Origin of the sequence: Streptomyces sp. NBC_01446 (assembly GCF_026340095.1) — a bacterium.
Lineage (GTDB): Bacteria > Actinomycetota > Actinomycetes > Streptomycetales > Streptomycetaceae > Streptomyces > Streptomyces aureus.
The window spans coordinates 1,207,240-1,223,752 of the sequence record NZ_JAPEPO010000002.1 but is presented as its reverse complement, the minus strand read 5'-3'; the positions used below and the strand labels follow the sequence as shown (position 1 = coordinate 1,223,752).

14 protein-coding genes are annotated in these 16,513 nt (G+C 71.7%); 7 read left to right on the top strand and 7 right to left on the bottom strand.

The features are described from left to right. The first annotated feature begins 6 nt into the window (after window positions 1-6). The 4 genes from ligA (at window position 7) to OG456_RS43305 (ending at window position 3,949) form a co-directional block, all read left to right on the top strand. Window positions 7-2,094 carry an NAD-dependent DNA ligase LigA gene (gene ligA / locus OG456_RS43320; RefSeq protein WP_266570586.1) on the top strand — a complete coding sequence of 696 codons (2,088 nt, stop codon included), beginning with the start codon at window positions 7-9 and terminating at the stop codon, window positions 2,092-2,094. Between the two features lie 274 nt (window positions 2,095-2,368). Next, a complete protein-coding gene (locus OG456_RS43315) occupies window positions 2,369-3,040 on the top strand; it encodes a hypothetical protein (RefSeq protein ID WP_266570585.1) in 672 nt (223 codons plus the stop codon). 42 nt (window positions 3,041-3,082) lie between these two features. Then, entirely contained in the window at window positions 3,083-3,259 is a 177-nt protein-coding gene (locus OG456_RS43310) for a hypothetical protein (RefSeq protein WP_266570584.1), read from the top strand. 303 nt (window positions 3,260-3,562) lie between these two features. After that, entirely contained in the window at window positions 3,563-3,949 is a 387-nt protein-coding gene (locus tag OG456_RS43305) for a PPOX class F420-dependent oxidoreductase (protein ID WP_266570583.1), read from the top strand. A 9-nt stretch (window positions 3,950-3,958) separates the two neighbouring features. Here OG456_RS43305 and OG456_RS43300 read toward each other — a convergent pair whose 3' ends face one another. Together OG456_RS43300 and OG456_RS43295 are read right to left on the bottom strand one after the other, a co-directional pair. Next, window positions 3,959-5,005 carry a tetratricopeptide repeat protein gene (locus OG456_RS43300; protein ID WP_266570582.1) on the bottom strand — a complete coding sequence of 349 codons (1,047 nt, stop codon included), beginning with the start codon at window positions 5,003-5,005 and terminating at the stop codon, window positions 3,959-3,961. A gap of 242 nt (window positions 5,006-5,247) precedes the next feature. Further along, on the bottom strand, window positions 5,248-6,726 hold the full coding sequence (locus OG456_RS43295; protein WP_266570580.1) for an FG-GAP-like repeat-containing protein: 1,479 nt from the start codon (window positions 6,724-6,726) through the stop codon (window positions 5,248-5,250). A gap of 318 nt (window positions 6,727-7,044) precedes the next feature. On the opposite strand from OG456_RS43295, the gene OG456_RS43290 reads away from it, so the two are divergent. Further along, the gene (locus OG456_RS43290) at window positions 7,045-9,279 is read left to right on the top strand and encodes an NEW3 domain-containing protein (protein WP_266570579.1); all 2,235 of its coding nucleotides are present in this window, start codon (window positions 7,045-7,047) and stop codon (window positions 9,277-9,279) included. A gap of 80 nt (window positions 9,280-9,359) precedes the next feature. Next, window positions 9,360-9,887 carry a GNAT family N-acetyltransferase gene (locus OG456_RS43285; RefSeq protein ID WP_266570578.1) on the top strand — a complete coding sequence of 176 codons (528 nt, stop codon included), beginning with the start codon at window positions 9,360-9,362 and terminating at the stop codon, window positions 9,885-9,887. 84 nt (window positions 9,888-9,971) lie between these two features. Here OG456_RS43285 and OG456_RS43280 read toward each other — a convergent pair whose 3' ends face one another. From OG456_RS43280 to OG456_RS43265, 4 genes are all read right to left on the bottom strand, one after another. After that, window positions 9,972-10,649 (bottom strand): AIM24 family protein, encoded by a 678-nt coding sequence (locus OG456_RS43280; protein ID WP_266570576.1) that lies wholly within the window; start codon window positions 10,647-10,649, stop codon window positions 9,972-9,974. Between the two features lie 99 nt (window positions 10,650-10,748). After that, window positions 10,749-11,333, bottom strand: a complete 585-nt coding sequence (locus OG456_RS43275) for a hydrolase (protein WP_266570575.1) — start codon at window positions 11,331-11,333, stop codon at window positions 10,749-10,751. Window positions 11,334-11,407: 74 nt separating this feature from the next. Next, window positions 11,408-11,872, bottom strand: a complete 465-nt coding sequence (locus OG456_RS43270; protein ID WP_266570574.1) for a MarR family winged helix-turn-helix transcriptional regulator — start codon at window positions 11,870-11,872, stop codon at window positions 11,408-11,410. A gap of 116 nt (window positions 11,873-11,988) precedes the next feature. Continuing rightward, complete coding sequence (locus OG456_RS43265) at window positions 11,989-13,407, bottom strand: S1 family peptidase (RefSeq protein WP_266570573.1); 1,419 nt, start codon at window positions 13,405-13,407, stop codon at window positions 11,989-11,991. A gap of 259 nt (window positions 13,408-13,666) precedes the next feature. On the opposite strand from OG456_RS43265, the gene OG456_RS43260 reads away from it, so the two are divergent. Further along, complete coding sequence (locus tag OG456_RS43260) at window positions 13,667-14,164, top strand: peptidylprolyl isomerase (protein ID WP_116505392.1); 498 nt, start codon at window positions 13,667-13,669, stop codon at window positions 14,162-14,164. A 165-nt stretch (window positions 14,165-14,329) separates the two neighbouring features. Here the strand turns inward: OG456_RS43260 and OG456_RS43255 are convergent, their stop codons facing one another. Further along, complete coding sequence (locus tag OG456_RS43255; RefSeq protein WP_266570787.1) at window positions 14,330-16,504, bottom strand: FUSC family protein; 2,175 nt, start codon at window positions 16,502-16,504, stop codon at window positions 14,330-14,332. Between the last annotated feature and the right edge of the window lie 9 nt (window positions 16,505-16,513).

The window sequence follows — 16,513 nt, the reverse complement described above, 5'->3', positions numbered from 1 at the left end:
GGCAGCATGACAACGACTTCTGGTGAGTTCGTCCTGGCCGATGCCGCTGCCTACGCCCAGGCCGTCACGGACGCGTCCCTGGCGGCGGGCGCCTACTACACGGGCGGGACGTCCGCCCTCGACGACGACGCGTACGACCGGCTCGTCCGGGCCGTCGCAGCGTACGAGGCGGACCACCCCGACGAGGTGCTGCCGCACTCGCCGACCGGCAAGGTCGGGGGAGGCGCCGTCGAGGGGGATGTGCCGCACACGGTCCCGATGCTGAGCCTGGACAACGTCTTCGACGGTGAGCAGTTCACCACCTGGACCGCGTCGGTGGCCCGCCGGATCGGCCACGAGGTGACCCGGTGGAACGTCCAGCCCAAGCTGGACGGCCTGGCCATCGCCGCGCGCTACCAAGAGGGGCGCCTCACGCGGCTGATCACCAGGGGCGACGGGACGGCCGGGGAGGACGTCTCGCACGCGATCGGCACCATCGAGGGCCTGCCCGACCGCCTCACCGAGCCGCACACGGTCGAGGTGCGGGGCGAAGTCCTCATGACGATCGGCCAGTTCGAGCACGCCAACGAGGTGCGTACGGAGCACGGCGGCGCCCCCTTCGCCAACCCGAGGAACGCCGCTGCGGGCACACTCAGGGCCAAGGAGCGCGCCTACACGGTGCCGATGACCTTCTTCGCGTACGGCCTGCTGCCCCTGCCCGGCACGTCGGCCGAGCACGCCGAGGCGTTGCGCTCACTGGCCCACGGCGAACTGATGGACCGCGCGGCCACCCTCGGCGTCAACACACCGGCCACGACGGCCGTTTCGGGACTCACCGTCGACACCGTCGAGGAGGTGCTCGCGCGAGTCGAGCACATCGCGGGCCTGCGCGCCGAGCTGCCGTTCGGCATCGACGGGATCGTCGTCAAGGCGGACCTCGCGGCCGATCAGGCGGCCGCCGGATCGGGCACGCGCGCCCCGCGCTGGGCCATCGCCTTCAAGCTGCCGGCCGTCGAGAAGATCACCCGCCTCCTCGACGTCGAGTGGAACGTCGGCCGTACGGGCATCATCGCCCCGCGTGCCGTCCTCGAACCCGTCGACATCGACGGCAGCACGGTCACGTACGCCACGCTGCACAACCCGGCCGACATCACCCGCCGCGACCTGCGGCTCGGCGACCACGTGATGGTCTACAAGGCGGGCGACATCATCCCCCGCATCGAGGCGCCCGTCGCCCACCTGCGCACCGGCGACGAGCAGCCGATCGCGTTTCCCGACGTGTGCCCGCAGTGCGGCTCCGGCATCGACACGAGTGAGCAGCGCTGGCGCTGCGAACGCGGCCGGAACTGCCACCTGGTGGCCTCGCTCTCCTACGCGGCGGGCCGCGACCAGCTCGACATCGAGGGCCTCGGCGCCACCCGCGTCGTCCAGCTCGTCGAGGCGGGCCTGGTCGCCGACCTCGCCGACCTGTTCGCCCTCACCCGTGACGGGCTCCTGGCCCTCGACCGCATGGGGGAGACCAGCACGGACAACCTCCTCGCCGCGATCGAGGCCGCCAAGGCCCAGCCGCTGTCCCGGGTCCTGTGCGCCCTCGGCGTGCGGGGCACCGGGCGGTCCATGTCCCGCCGTATCGCCCGCCACTTCGCCACGATGGACCACATCCGAGCCGCGGACGCCGCGGCGATGCAGCGGGTCGAGGGCATCGGCGCCGAGAAGGCCCCGGTGATCGTCTCCGAGCTGGCCGAACTCGCCCCGCTCATCGACCGGCTGGCCGCGGCGGGGGTGAACATGACGGAACCCGGCGCCACCCCGCCCGCCCCGGAGGCCGAGACGGACGGAGCGGGCGAACCGGCGGCCGCCGCGGGCCCGCTGGACGGTATGACCGTCGTCGTCACGGGAGCCATGACCGGCCCCCTGGAGAAGCTCAGCCGCAACCAGATGAACGAACTCATCGAGCGGGCCGGCGGCAAGTCCTCCTCCAGCGTCTCCAAGCGCACCTCGCTCGTCGTCGCCGGTGAGGGCGCGGGTTCCAAGCGGGCCAAGGCCGAGGACCTGGGCATCCGCCTCGCCGCACCGGACGAGTTCGCCGAACTCGTCGCGGACCTCCTGGAGTGATGTGACGCCGTCCGTGGAGTGGAGAGGCTGCACAGATGACCGGCCTGGGGCAGCCCTTACGACCCACCACCGACAGGTCCGTACGGTCCGCCGCCGGGGCAAGGGCCGTACCCTCCGCAGCCGATCCCGCCCCAGGTCGGGCCGTACCCCTACGGCCCGCCCCCGGTGCCGCCCCGCCGCCGCAACCCGCTGCGCCGCGTCCCGTTCCTCAACATCATCTCCGCGATCATCCACTCGGCACACCGTGTGGCGAACCGGCTCTTTGTGCAGGACGGTGGCCGTCCGCATCAACGACCCTCTGGTGGTGCGCGTCCAGCTCTTCCGCTCGCTGCTCGGCCTCCTCGCTACGCTCGCCCTGGCCTTCTACTACGGCAGGGGCGAGCAAGCGTGGCACGGAGCGGCGAGCGACGGCTTCGGCAATCTCATCATCACGCCGGTCCTGCTGATCGTCACAGGTCCGCTCGTCGTCATGGGCTTCATCCTGTACGCCCCTCCCCACCTGCGGCCGATGCTGCGCTCCCGGCTCAAGGCACCGCTCAGGACGGTGGCCTGGTACGTGCTGTCCGTGGCCGTCTGCGCCGCCGTGATCGTGTACGCGGGCACCAGCGACTACCTGACCACGCTCCCCAAGTGGGCGGCGGCCTCGATCGCGTTCGTCGTCCTGGCCGTCATCGTCTGGGGTCTTCCGTTCCTCTTCCTCGCCTCCCTCTACTCCGCCAAGAGCGCCTTCAACACCGCCCACGTGCATCCGATGCTGCCCGGCGTGCTCACCGCCGTACTGATCTGGGCGGTGGCGATCTTCAACCTGATCGTGGAGGGCACGCCGGAAGGCCCGGTCGCGGCGCAACTCTGCTCCCTGCTGGGCGCCCCGCTGTCGGTCACGGCGGTCTCCCTGTGGGAGCTGCGGAGGATGCGAACCCGCCACGGAGTCGTCCTGCGTGGCTGAACTCGGCCGCATCGCCGTGGCCCGGCGGGGAGTTGACTCCGTGTGATCCAGTCGCACGGACAGCAGATCCCCGCCGATCCCGTCGGCCCGGGCCCCGGTGAGCATCCGGCCGAGAGGGAGCGCCGGCCTCGGGCCTGGCGCGAGTACGGGACGCTGTTGATGGCGATCGTGGGGCTCACCCTGTCGCTCTCCACCTTCTTGGCGACGGCGCTGCGATGACCCCGGCGGCCGTGCCGCCCCTACGTCTGCGCCGACCCCCGCGTCGCTGCCCGCCCGACTCCAGGAGCGCCGAAGGCGTCGGCGCTCCTGGAGTCTCCTGGCCCTGCGCACCCCGATCCGGATGCCACGAGGAGGCGCGCGGCGTGATCATCGTGGCGGGCCCGGGCGGGCACAGACGCGCGGATCACCGGGATGCTGAGAAAGCTCTCACCTTCTTCACAATTTGTTGCAACGTCCACACCTGGAGTGGCGGACGTGACAAGGCCCCGGCAGTCGCCCGTCGGGGCGCCGTAGACTCGAGTCATGGATCACACGCGGCTCGCGCGGCTCGGCGCCGGAAAGTACCTGCTGGTCACCAGCTTCCGGAAGAACGGCAGCCCGGTGGCCACCCCCGTCTGGGTGGTCAGGGACGGGTCCGCGCTCGGTGTCTGGACAGTCGCCGACTCGTGGAAGGTGAAGCGGATCCGCAATCGCGCGGACGTCCTGGTGGGGCCGTGCGACGCCCGCGGAAACCCGACCGGCGATCAGTCGCCCGCCACGGCGGAGATCTGCTCCCCGGAGGTCACCGCCCGCTATCGCGACCTGATCCGGAGCAAGTACGGCCTGCTCGGCAGGATGACGCTGTTCGGCAGCCGTCTGCGCCGCGGCCTCGACGGCACGGTGGGCATCCGCATCACGCTCGGGGAGTGAGCGCGGCGGTCAGGCCGCCTCACGGTGCTCGGACCGCACGGCACCCCGAGTTGTCTCCGCACGGAACGCGACCACCATCTCCCGCGCGTGCCGCAGCCCGATGCGTGTGAAGTCGGCCTCAAGGACGTCGAGTTCGGCAAACGTGGCGTGCCGGTCGCGGCCGAGCCGGGAGCGTGACTTCACCAGGCCGAGTCGGCACAGCGCCACACCGCGCGGCTCGTGCAGAGCGCGGAACTCCGCGAGCGTCGAGGCGTAGGTGTCCCGGGCCGCCTCGTAACGCCCGTCCCGGTAAAGGACGTTGGCGCGCATCTTGTGGTTGTACGCGAGCGCGCTCGCCAGATCCATCGCCCGGCAGATGCCCTCCGCCTCGGAGAGGAGGGCCAGCGCCCGGTCGGGTTCGCCCCGCACGGACAGCACATCGGCCACGCCGCGCAGCGACCAGGCGCGGCCCCGCGCGTCGTCCGCCTCGGTGGCCACCCTGACCGACTCCTCGAAGAGTTCCAGGGCCTTGGCGTGGTCGCCGGTGTTGCGGTGCATCTGGGCGATGCCGGACATCGCCCAGACCATGTGCCGGGGTTCGCCGTGGGCCCGGCCCTGTTCGAGCAGCTCCTCGTGGAGTGCGGCGACCGCCGCGTAGTCGCCCTGGATGCGGCCCGTCTCCGCCAGGCCCGCGAGCGCGTAGCCGTGGGCGAGCCGGTCGTCGCTCCCGGCGGCCAGGGTGACGGCGTGCCCGAGGAGCCGCCGGGCCAGACGCAGCGAGCCGCACTGGCGGGCCAGCGTGCCGCCGCTCCACAGCGCCCAGGCCATCGCCCCCGTGTGCCCGGCGGTGCGCGCGCTGCGATAGCTGCCGCGCCACGCGTCGCCCGCCTCGCGGACGCGGCCGAGCCGCCGGTTCGCCTCGGCGAGCGCCAGGGCGGCGCGCGCCCGCTCCAGGGGGCCCGCCGCAGTTTGGAGGGACCGGTCCGCTGCCGCGCGCACGTCCTCGTACGAGGAGTTCACCCCGAGGGCCGTGCGCAACTCGCCCTGATACTCCGGGGCGAATGCCTTGCCGTACATGTAGGCGTGTCCCTTCGCCGGTCCCGTCGTGCCGCTACGTTCCGATCAAGAACGTATGAGCGGCGAGGGTTCCGGCGGATCCGTCCACGTATGTGTTGTGCCGTACGACTTGAGTGCTACCTGGCGTCGGCCGGTCATCAGATGGACGTACGGGAAGTGCGGAAGGCCGCCCGTCTCCGAGGGGGTGGGGAGGCGGGCGGCCTGGTTCGGATGTTCCTCGACGGTCCTACGCGTCGACGGCCCTACTCGTCGATGGCCGCGCCGAACAGCGCGTCCGCGGACGGTGCGCCGAGCGAGCCCGCGCCGTACGTCCACGAGCCGGAGGCGGTGACGCCGCCGGACCCCGCCGAGAACACCCAGACCACGCCGTCGTTCGTGTTCTCGCCCGGTGCCGCCGCGAGCAGGCCGAAGCGGCCGTCGCGGTTCGGGTCGGTGAGGCGGACCTGGCCGCCCCACTTGTCGCCCTTCTCGGGCACGCCCGGCACGTTCGCCGAGTTCTGGTCCCAGGACTGCGCTCCGGTCGCGGTGAGGCCCGAGGCCGCACCGCGCAGCACCCACACGGCGCCCGCGTCGGCGACCGTGCCGATGTCCTCGCCGGCCGCGCCGATCGCCACGTCGGCGTACCCGTCCCCGTTCGTGTCCGCGACGGACAGGTCCGTGCCCCACCCGTCGCCGCGCTCGGCGGTGCCGGGCACCCCCGGGGAGTCCTGTGTCCACCACTGCACGTCGGACGACGGCCCGTCGGGGCCACCGAGGCGCACGCCCACCAGGCCGCCGGTCGTCGAAGCGCCGCCGTCGTCGGGGGAGTTGGGCTCGCCGGTCACGAGGTCGTCGTACCCGTCGCGGTTGATGTCGCCCGACGCCGCCACGGGGCCGCCGCGCAGATCGCGCTCGTAGGTGAGGCCGTCGGCGTGCCCGGACAGGTACGACGACCAGCCGTGTCCCGGCTCGGAGCCCGCCGTCACGCCCGAGACGACGAGGTCCGCGAAGCCATTGTTGTCGTAGTCCCCCGTGGTCAGCGACATGGGCACGATGTCGCGCTCGTCGGCGAGCTTGGACAGCCGGCTCGTGGAGCGGCGCTCCAGCGGTGCCTTCGACGCGGGCTGCGGTGCGGAGTCGTAGGCGAAGAGCTCCAGGTCGTCCCGGTCGAGGACGGCGAGGACGTCGCCCGGAGTGTCGTTCGTGAAGCGCGCCGCTGTGACACCCGTGCCGAACTTCTCGCCGGCGGTGGGTTCCTGTGTCTCCAGCCAGTCGCTGGCGGCGCCGGTGAGACCGGCCTTGGAGCCCCAGAGGATGGCCACGCCGCCCGCGTCCGCGGTCGTGCCGATGTCCTCGCCGGGGATGCCGACGATCGCGTCGTCGTAGCCGTCCCCGTCCAGGTCGCCCGTGGCCACGGCCTTCCCGAAGGCGTCACCGGTCTCGGCGGCGCCGGCCACGCCGGAGGTGGACTGGCTGAAGCGGGCGACGTTGGTGGTCCCGATGCCTCTCGACGACCCGTACTGCACGGTGACGAGGCCGGCGCCCTTCTTTCCGCTGACGGTGGCGCCGGGCGCGCCGACCAGGACGTCCTCGTAACCGTCTCCGTTGAAATCGCTGTTGCGGTCGTCGGCGTGCGTGCCTCCGGGCGTTCCGGCGTAGGCGGAGGGAGCGGTCGCGATGGCCGCACCGGACAGAAGGAGAAATGACGCCGCGGCCAGGGCGGCGGAACGGTTCTTGCGCACGAGCGGCTCCTGATGAGAAGGACGACCGGGCAGCGCGGGGGATGTCCGGAAAGGGCCCGTTCCTTGTCCGGCGCCCTGTTTGACAGCGCATGAGGAGGAAGGGTTGTACGGGAGTTTGCCCGGGGTTCACCGACGCCCCCGGAGATCAACTGGCAAGCAGTCGGGGTGAATTGGTGCACAAGGCGCTGAACTACCCCACCGGTTGATTGTTTGTGCAAGAAATCGCCATACATCTTGCAGCAACGAGCTTCCGTCGGCACGGTATCCCCGTCGCGTCATCCCCGGCGCGCTCGTAGACGCTCGTAGACGGGAGATCCCTTGTCCGGGAGAGCTCACAGAGAGCACAGATCCGCACGGCGCCGCACCACCCCGCACCCCTCGCGCCGCGGCCGGGCCCGCGCCGTTCGCGCCCTGTCCGTGGCCGCCACCGCCGCGGCCCTCGCGCTCGGTGGCCTCGCGGGACCGTCCGCCGCACCCGCCGCCGCGGCCACCACCCCGTACCCCAACCTCACGCCGACCCCGCCCATGGGCTGGAACAACTGGTCCTACTACGGCTGTGACATCAGCGAGGAAACCGTCCTCGCCAATGCCCGCGCACTCGTCTCCTCCGGCCTGGCCGCCAAGGGCTACGACACCGTCACCACCGACGACTGCTGGATGACGCACACCCGCGCCGCCGACGGCGACCTCGTCCCCGACCCCACCCGCTTCCCGCACGGCATGGCCTACGTCGGTGAGCAACTGCACGCCATGGGCCTCAAGTTCGGCATCTACGAGGACGCCGGCACGGCCACGTGCGGCGGCTACCCCGGCTCGTACGGCCACATGAAGCAGGACGCGGACCTCTTCGCCAAGTGGAAGGTCGACTATCTGAAGCTGGACGGCTGCAACGTGCCCGTCCCCACGGGCCAGAGCGCGGACGACGTCTACCACAAGCTCTACGGCGACATGAGCCAGGCGCTCCTCGACACCGGCCGGCCCATCGTCTACTCCGTCTCCGCGCCCGCCTACTTCGAGGGCGAGAAGGACTGGCACCACGTCATCTCCTGGTCCGCCGAGGTCGGCAACCTGTGGCGCGAGGGCGCCGACGTGGCCATGGAGTCGTCGTCCGCGCGCGGCAAGTGGGCGTCCATCAAGTACAACTACGCCTACAACGTGCCGCTCGCGGACCTGCAGAGCCCCGGCCGGTGGAACGACCCCGACTTCCTGCTCGCCGGGCAGTCCCGGCTCACCGGCGACGAGATCCGCAGCCAGATGTCGCTGTGGTCCGTGATGGCCGCCCCTCTCATCTCCAGCACCGACCTGACGAAGGCCTCGCCCGAGGCGCTCGATGTCCTCGGCAACAAGGACGTCATCGCCGTCGACCAGGACGCCAAGGGCCTCCAGGGACGCATCGTCCAGCAGGGCGACGGCTACGACGTCCTGTCCAAGCCCCTCGCGAACGGCGACCGGGCCGTGGCCCTGTTCAACTCCTCCGACGAGGCACGGACCATCACGACGACGGCCGCCAAGGCCGGGCTGCCCGCCGGAACCTCGTACCTCCTCAAGGACCTCTGGTCGAAGCGGACCACGCAGACCACGGGGACGATCGCCGCGAACGTGCCCGCCCACGCGACCGTGCTGTACCGCGTTCACACCGGCACCGCCCACCGCGTGCAGCCCGCCACCGCGATCACCTGGACACGGACCGGCGGTGAAGGCGCGAGCTCCACCTGGAAGGTCGCGCTCGCGGACCACGGCCCGACGGGACTCACCGGCGCGCAACTGCGTGTCAGCGCCCCCGAAGGCTGGCGCCTCAGCACGTCGAAGGTGTCCCTCGGCAACGTCAGGCCCGGTGGCTCGGCCACCGCCACCATCACGGCGAAGGGCCCCGACGCCGAGCCCGGCACCACCGTCACGACCCTGACCGCGACCGCCCGCTACCGCGCCGGGGGCGCCGGTGACGGCTCCGTGTCGGGACGCGCCTCGATCGTCACCGAGGTGCCGTACCCGAGCCTGGACGCCGCCTTCAACAACGTCGGCGTGACCAACGAGGCGGCGCCGCCCGCCGAGGGCAACTACACGACCGGCAACTTCGACGGCGGCGGCGACAGCTACTCGGCGCAGGCCCTCGCCGCGGCCGGGGTCACCCCCGGTGCAAAGGTCAGCAAGGACGGCGTGACCTGGACGTTCCCGACCGCCAAGCCGGGCACTCCGAACAACGTCGAACTCGCCGGCCAGTCGATCACGCTCACCGGCAGCGGTTCCAAGCTCTGGTTCCTCGGCGCGGAGGCCGGCTTCGCCTCGGGCCAGGTCAAGGTCACCTACACCGACGGCACCACGAGCACGGGCAGCCTCGGCTTCCCCAACTGGTGCTGCACGGCGGACACGGAGTACGGCGCGACGACGGTCGCCACGTCCGACCACCGCAACACCCCGACCGGCCCCGCCAACTTCGGCACCGGCTACAAGCTGTTCGGCAACTCCGTCCCGCTCACCGCGGGCAAGACGATCCGCACGGTCACCCTGCCCGACGCGGACGCGATCCACGTGTTCGCGATCACGGTTCAGTAGAGCCTGGGCCTGGACGCGTCGGTGCGCCGGATGCCGCGGTCGCGGTGTCCGGCGCACCGACGTGGACGTACGGTGACGCGATGGACAGACTCCGCGAACCCCTGACCGCGACGGACATCGGGACCACAAGGCTTGAACTCCTCCCGCTCCAGGTGGAGTTCGCCGACGAGATGGCCGCGGTGCTCGGCGACCAGGCTCTGCATACGTTCATCGGCGGCGCGCCGCTGTCGGCGCGGGAGCTGCGGGAACGCTACGGGCGACTGGTCGCGGGCTCCCCGGACCCGGCCGTCTCGTGGTGCAACTGGGTGCTCCGGATCAGCGGTGAAGAGTGTCTGGCCGGGACGGTCCAGGCCACGGTCGGCCCTGGCGACGACGGGCTCGAAGCCGAGATCGCCTGGGTCGTCGGAGTGCCGTGGCAGGGACGCGGCCTCGCCACGGAGGCGGCTCTCGCACTGGTCGACTGGCTCGGGCAGCAGCCCGTACGCACCGTCGTCGCGCACATCCACCCGGACCACGCCGCGTCGGCGGCCGTCGCCAAGGCGTGCGGACTGGCGCCCACGGACCGGATGCACGACGGCGAGGTCAGGTGGCGGCGCATCTTGAGATGACGCGCCTTGAGCCGACGCACCTGGAGGTGACGGCTCACCGGCTCCCGGGGCCGCCACCTCGCAGGGCGCGGGGACAACAGGGCGTCAGTGCTGCTGGGCCTTCTGCGGAGTCGCCTCGCTGGGACGCACGACGACGTACCCCTCACCCTCCAGTTTCAGCTGGACGGCCTCGCCCGAACCGCCGCGGATCATCGACCCGATGGACTGCGACCGGTGCAACGAGGTGTTGAGATGGGCGGTCCAGCCCACGACCGCGTCCGTGTCCACGAACACCGGCTGCTGCGGCGTTACGGGGATGACCAGCGGGTTGCCCTCGCAGATGAGCCCCAGTCTGCCCTGGCCGGTGAAGACGCTGTTGAACAGGCCTCCGCCGGATATTCCCGCGCCCTTCACGGTCTTGATCTCGTACGAGAGCGTGGCGTCGAAGCACAGGACGTTGCGCCCGTTGACCGTCAGGGCCTCACCCGGTTCGACGTCGACGATGAAACAGTTCTGCGCCTCGTGCGCGAACCAGGCCTCGCCCTGCCCGCGCACCGTCATCAGCGGCAGGCCCTCGCCCGTGACCGCGCGCTTGAGCATGCCGCCCATGCCCTGGCCCTTGCGCTCGAACTGCAGGTTCCCGCGGTAGGCGACCATCGCTCCCTGGCGGGCCATCATGTTGCCGTTGACGACGTAGCGGATCGACTTGGCGTTCTGTGCGGTCATTCCCGGCGCGGAGGCGGGCTGTACGACGTGCTCGCTGGAAAAGAGATCACCCTTCATGCGGGCATCCTGTCCCGGACGGGTCCGTTCCGCCAAGGTCGGGCGGCGTACCGGCCGGAATCCGACCAGTGGCGGGGGCGTCGGGGCTCGACTCGCTTGTCAGGCGCGGGTCTTCGCCAGGAGTTCGGTGATCTCCTGCGTCGTGCCGGTCTCGCCGAGGCGCGGGAAGATCCGCTCGACGCTGTTGCGGTGCGCCTCCACGTCCAGGTCCGTCATCGCGTCGGTGGCCAAGGTGACGTGGTAGCCGTGCTCGTGGGCGGCGCGGGCGCTGGACTCGACACCGATGCTGGTGGCGACGCCGGTCATCACGACCTGCGTGATGCCGCGGCGGCGGAGCTGGAGGTCCAGGTCCGTACCGAAGAAGGCGCCCCAGTTGCGCTTGGTGACCGTGATGTCCTCCGGGTGGCCGGACAGTTCGTCCACGATGACGTCCCAGCCCTCGGGCCGGGCACCGGTGCGTCCCTGGGTCTCGTTGCGCCCCGGTACGGCGTCCGCTCCGTCGGCGGCGGCGCTGACGCGCACGAGGACGACCGGCAGGCCGTGCGAACGGAAGGCGTCCGCCAACTCGACCGAGCGGGCGACGACTTCGGCGCCGGTGTACGGGATGGTGGGTGCGCCGACAATGCCCTTCTGCAGGTCGATGACGACGAGGGCGGTGCGCGCGTCGAGGGTGGTGAGAGCCATGAGTGGGGCCTTTCGGGGTGGTTCGATCTCGGGGTGGGGTGGCCGGGGTCGAACGTGACGGGTGTGTGTTCCGGTCAGGCTTCTGTGAGCCGCTCCAGCAGGGTCAGCGCGGCGACGACGGTCCGGCGCTCCTCTTCCGAGTAGGTGTCCTGGAAGGCGCGGGCCAGCCATTCCCCGCGGGCCTGCCGGGTGCCCTCCGCGCTCTCGCGGCCGGCGTCCGTGAGGGTGACCAGTTGGCGGCGGCCGTCCTCGGGGTCGGGCCGGCGCTCGATCAGCCCGTGCTGGCCGAGCGCGGCGAGCGTGGCGGCCATCGACTGCGGCCGCACGCCCTCGGAGGCGGCGAGACCGCTGGCGGTGGCGGCCCCCGCCTTGCTGAGCCGGTTGAGCGCGGAGACCTGGGACGGGGTGAGGTCCTGGCTGTCGGAGACCTCGCGCAGTCGGCGCCGGAGGCGGCTGAACATCACGCGCAGTTCGCGCGCGGCACGGTCCGCGGATTCTGAGATGCCCTCGGCGTGGTCGATGCCCTCGGCGTTGGTCATGCGCCCACGCTAAAACCTTCAGCCCAGGCTGTCCAGTCTGGGCTGAAGATCTGGGGGAGGGAGTCTGCGCCACCGTCGCGTGCGGCCCGGAGGGGACACGCCCAGTCTCCTGGCGATCACCAGGCTCCGCGCCCCCGCCGTGACGAACGCATGGAGCGCGCCGCCACCAGGGCGATCAGGCTCCCCCCGATGACCAGCAGGCCCGGGCCGACGCTCCGGGTGCTCACGACGACCCTGGAGATCGCGGCGACCGGGCCGGTGTCAGCGCCGGTTCCCGTGCCGGACGCGGTGCCGTCCCCGGTGTCGGTGGCCCCGCCCATGTTCGTCCCCGTCCCCACTCCCGTACCCGTCCCGCCCCCACCCGGAGCGCCCGCCTCGGAGCCTGCGGGCGGCGCGGAGGGTGCCACGTCGCCGCCGGGCCGCGCCTGCCCGGAACCGGCCCCCGCCTCCGCGTCGTCGTCCCCTGACGTGCCGGTCAGGCGTACGCCGAGGGCCGTCATCGCCGCTGCGACGGGCTGGAAGAACGTCGTGCCCCCGGCATCGCAGTTCCCGTTGCCGCCCGACGTCAGGCCCAGGGCGAGCCCGTCGGCGAACAGCGGGCCGCCGCTGTCGCCCGGTTCGGCGCACACCGTGGTCTGGACGAGGCCCGTGACCGTGCCCTCCGGATAGTTCACCGTCGCGTTCAAGCCGGTCACCCGGCCGGAGTGCAGCCCTGTGGTGCTTCCGCTGCGGAAGACCCGCTGGCCCACCACGGGGTCGGCCGCCCCGGTGATGCGCACGCCACGGCCTCCGCCGATGGCGACGACGTCACTCTGGGCGCGCGGCACCCCGTCGTCGTAGCGCACGAGGGAGAAGTCGTTCCCGGGGAACGTGCCGCTCACCGTGGTGCCCAGTGCGGTGGCGTCGCCGGGCCGTGCGAACCACGTCGTGCCGACCGGGCCGCAATGCCCGGCCGTCAGCAGGAACGCGTCCCTGCCGTCGGTCACGTCGAAGCCCGCCGAGCAGCGCCCGCCGCTCGCGAAGATCGGCGAGGCGCCGTCGACGCGGGTGGTGAACGTGCCCCGGGTGCGCTCCATGCGGACGGACGCGCCGATGGTCCTGGCGACGCCGGCCAGCCGCGACCAGTCACCTGCGGAGACGGTCGAATCGGCCCGCACCACGACCTCGTTCGAGCCGTAGTCCATCGACCACGCCGTTCCCGACACCCGGGGAGCCGCTCGCAGCGTCGCGGCGGCCGAGCGCAGGTCGCGCATGCTGTGGCGCACGACCTCGGCCCGCGCCCCGGCCCGGCGCACGTCCGCCGCCGCGCCCGCGTCGGTCACCGCGACCACCGTCCGCCCGTCCGCGCCGAGCCAGCTGCCGGCCGTGCGGGCGGCACCGAGCTGTGCCACCAGCCGTTCGCCCACCGGGACGGGTGGGGCGGAGGCGCCGGGTTCGTTCGCTATCGCGCGCGTGACCAGCAGGCTTCCGCAGAGCAGGCCACCGACGGCAGCAAGGCGTGTGATCCGCCGGGCGGTGCGTCGCGCGTGCCTCATCCAGACTCCCCAACGTGCGGAACGGCGTACGGGCAAAAGGTCAACGACCTTGAGGGGAACGGGCGTTGAGAACACCGACCGGCCTGTCCCCTCGCTTCACGTACGTACGGGCGGGGCGCCTCGTTCAGCGGGGCGCTGCCCGGTCGCCGTGCCGTCGCCGATCCGGGGGCGGGCCGATCGAGTGGACGCGCGGCCCGCGCGACGTGCGAAAGCCCGGCCCGAGGAGCGCTCGGGCCATGGGGAGTGCAAGGATGTCGCCATGGCAATCAAGGCATATTTCGACATCACCATCGACGACAAGCCCGCCGGGCGCATCAGCTTCAACCTCTTCGACGACGTCGTCCCGAAGACGGTGGAGAACTTCCGTGCCCTGGCCACGGGCGAGAAGGGCTACGGCTACGCGGGGTCGTCGTTCCACCGCATCATCCCGCAGTTCATGCTCCAGGGCGGCGACTTCACCGCCGGTAACGGCACGGGCGGCAAGAGCATCTACGGCGAGAAGTTCGCCGACGAGAACTTCCAGCTCAAGCACACCAAGCCGGGCCTGCTCTCCATGGCCAACGCGGGCCCGAACACCAACGGCTCGCAGTTCTTCATCACCACGATCGTGACCGACTGGCTCGACGGCAAGCACGTCGTGTTCGGTGAGGTCGCAGACGAGTCCAGCATGGAGCTCGTCAAGAAGATCGAGGCCCTCGGCTCCCGCAGCGGCGCGCCCTCGGCGAAGGTCACCATCTCCGAGTCCGGCGTTCTCTAGCCTCCGGAACGACGCCTGACCGCCGCCACTCGACGGCCGGCGGACGGACACAGTCGACGGGCCGGGGCAGCCGATCAGGCCGCCCCGGCCCGCTCCGTGCCCGACTTCTCACAAGACCACAAGACCACAAGACCACAAGACCACAAGACCACAAGGCCACAGCGCTCAGCGCCGGCGCCCCGCGACCGGCACATCGAGCGGCCGGGCGAGACCCACGACCCCCTCGTCGAGTCGCTGGAGATGCCGCAGGACGCGGAAGGTGACCGTGCCCGAGCGCAGCGCCCCGGGCCCGTCCGCCTCCAGCATCGAGGCGATGCTCGCGCCCGCCTGGACCTCTCCGCCGGTCTTCTCGTCCCGCACATGCGCGTCGATCACGCCGATGTTGTGGGCGATACGCACCCCGGCCCGCTCGAGCCGCGGATCCGCCGCGATGGTCTTGCTGTACGGCACCAGCTCGGCCGTCGCCGCCAGGGACCGCGCGTGATAGGCGCAGGTCTCCAGGAGCGCCACCAGATAGCGGGCCGTCTGCCGCCGCACGCGCAGCGGCGTGATCGGGTGGGTCAGCGGCTTCGTGGAGGCGCGCAGATCGTCCAGGGCCGTGTCCAGGTCCCGAGCCTTGTCGAGCAGATCGACCGCGGGTCCACCGCTGAGCTGCTCCACGGCGGCCGACACGACGTCCCCGAGCCTGACCAGGACCGTGCTGAGGAGTTCGTCGGTACGGCGGTCCGTGTGCACCGGCAGCACGAGCACCGCGGCGACGATGCCGCACGCGGCGCCGAGCGCCGTCTCCTCGATCCGCAGGACCAGCACGTCCAGGCTGTAGGTGTTCAGCAGCGTGTAGAGCAGGCCCAGCATCGCCGTGACGAAGAACGACATCAGGGCGTACGACAGCGGCGCGGTGAAGAACATCGCGAAGATGAAGACCAGGACGAGGGCGAACGCCGTCCAGGTGTGGTTGCCGACCACGCCCGCGAGCGCGACACCGGCGACCACCCCGAACACCGTTCCGAGGAGCCGGCGGTAGCCCTTGACCAGGATTTCGCCCGTGGACGCGGTGTTGAGGAAGACCACCCAGCACGTCAGGACCGCCCAGTACCACCGCTGGCTGGACAGGAACTCTCCGCCGACGATGGCCAGAGACGAGCCCACCGCGACCTGGAACGCGGCCCGCGTCGTGGGCCGCTGGAGCCCGGTGCGGTCGTCCGCGTCGTCCTCGTCCTGCTCGGAGCCGGTGATCGCGAGGTCCTCGGCGTCGAGTTCCTCGCGGGAGCGCGTCGTCGCCGGGGTGTCGTCGGACTCGTCCTGCGGTCCGTCGAGGGCGACCCGCAGACCCATGACGGCGCGCGCCGCCTCACCGATCCCACGGAAGACGTCCTGCACTGCGGCGGAGCCGCGCGGCAGGTTGTCCTCGTCGCGGTAGGCGAGCAGCCGGTTGCGCACGTGCGCGAGCGCCGTCCCGCGGTCGCCCGACACGGGGCGGGCGACGAGCAGGTGCAGAGCGTTGAGGTCGCGGCGCAGGGTCGCGGTCGCGTCGTCGTCGGCGTACAGGCGCTTCGACGGCTCCGGAACGGGTGCGTGCGGCAGGTGCAGGGTGAGGGTGTCGGCACGTTCGGCGCTGCGGGCGTTGAGCAGCAGGACGCCGAGCCGTTCGGCCGCGATCTCGGCGTCGGCGACCCTGCGTTGTACGAGGGCGGCCGTGGCCGAGTCCCGGGTGCCCTCCTCCAGGCGGCCCTGGATCATCAGTGCCGTCTCGTGCAGACGCGCGGTGCCCCGCCGCAGGTCGTCGAGGACCTTTTCCAGTTGGTCGGGTTCGGCGTCGAGCAGTTCGGTCTGCGTGTCCACCAGCTGCGCGAGCCGCGCCCTGAACGCGTCACGCAGCCGGCCGAGGACCCGCTCCGGTGTCTCGGGCACGACGGCGAAGCGCACGACCGCGCTGCACGCGAAGGCGATGGCCAGCGTCGCGTACAGCCTTGGCAGCGACGACACCGTCGCGCTCACGAACAGGGAGACGAAGTAGATCTGAAAGCCGATCAGACCCAGCGCGGTGCCGCGGTCGCCGAACCTGCGGCTGTAGACGGCCCCGAAGATCAGGGCGATGAAGAAGAGGTCACCCGCGATGACCTTGTTGTGCAGCAGCGCGGCGAGCGACACGGCCGTGAGCGCCACGGGCAGGCCGAGGGCGAGGGTGACCGCCTGGCCGCGTACGTCCTTCTCCCTGATCGCGAAGGTGGCCACCATCGCGGCCATGGCGCCGGCGACCATGTGTGTCACATCGGTGCGGAGCGCCGCGAGGACGGCCAGGGTGAGCGCGATCGCGCCGACCGTCCGCAGTCCCGCCATCAGCCGCAG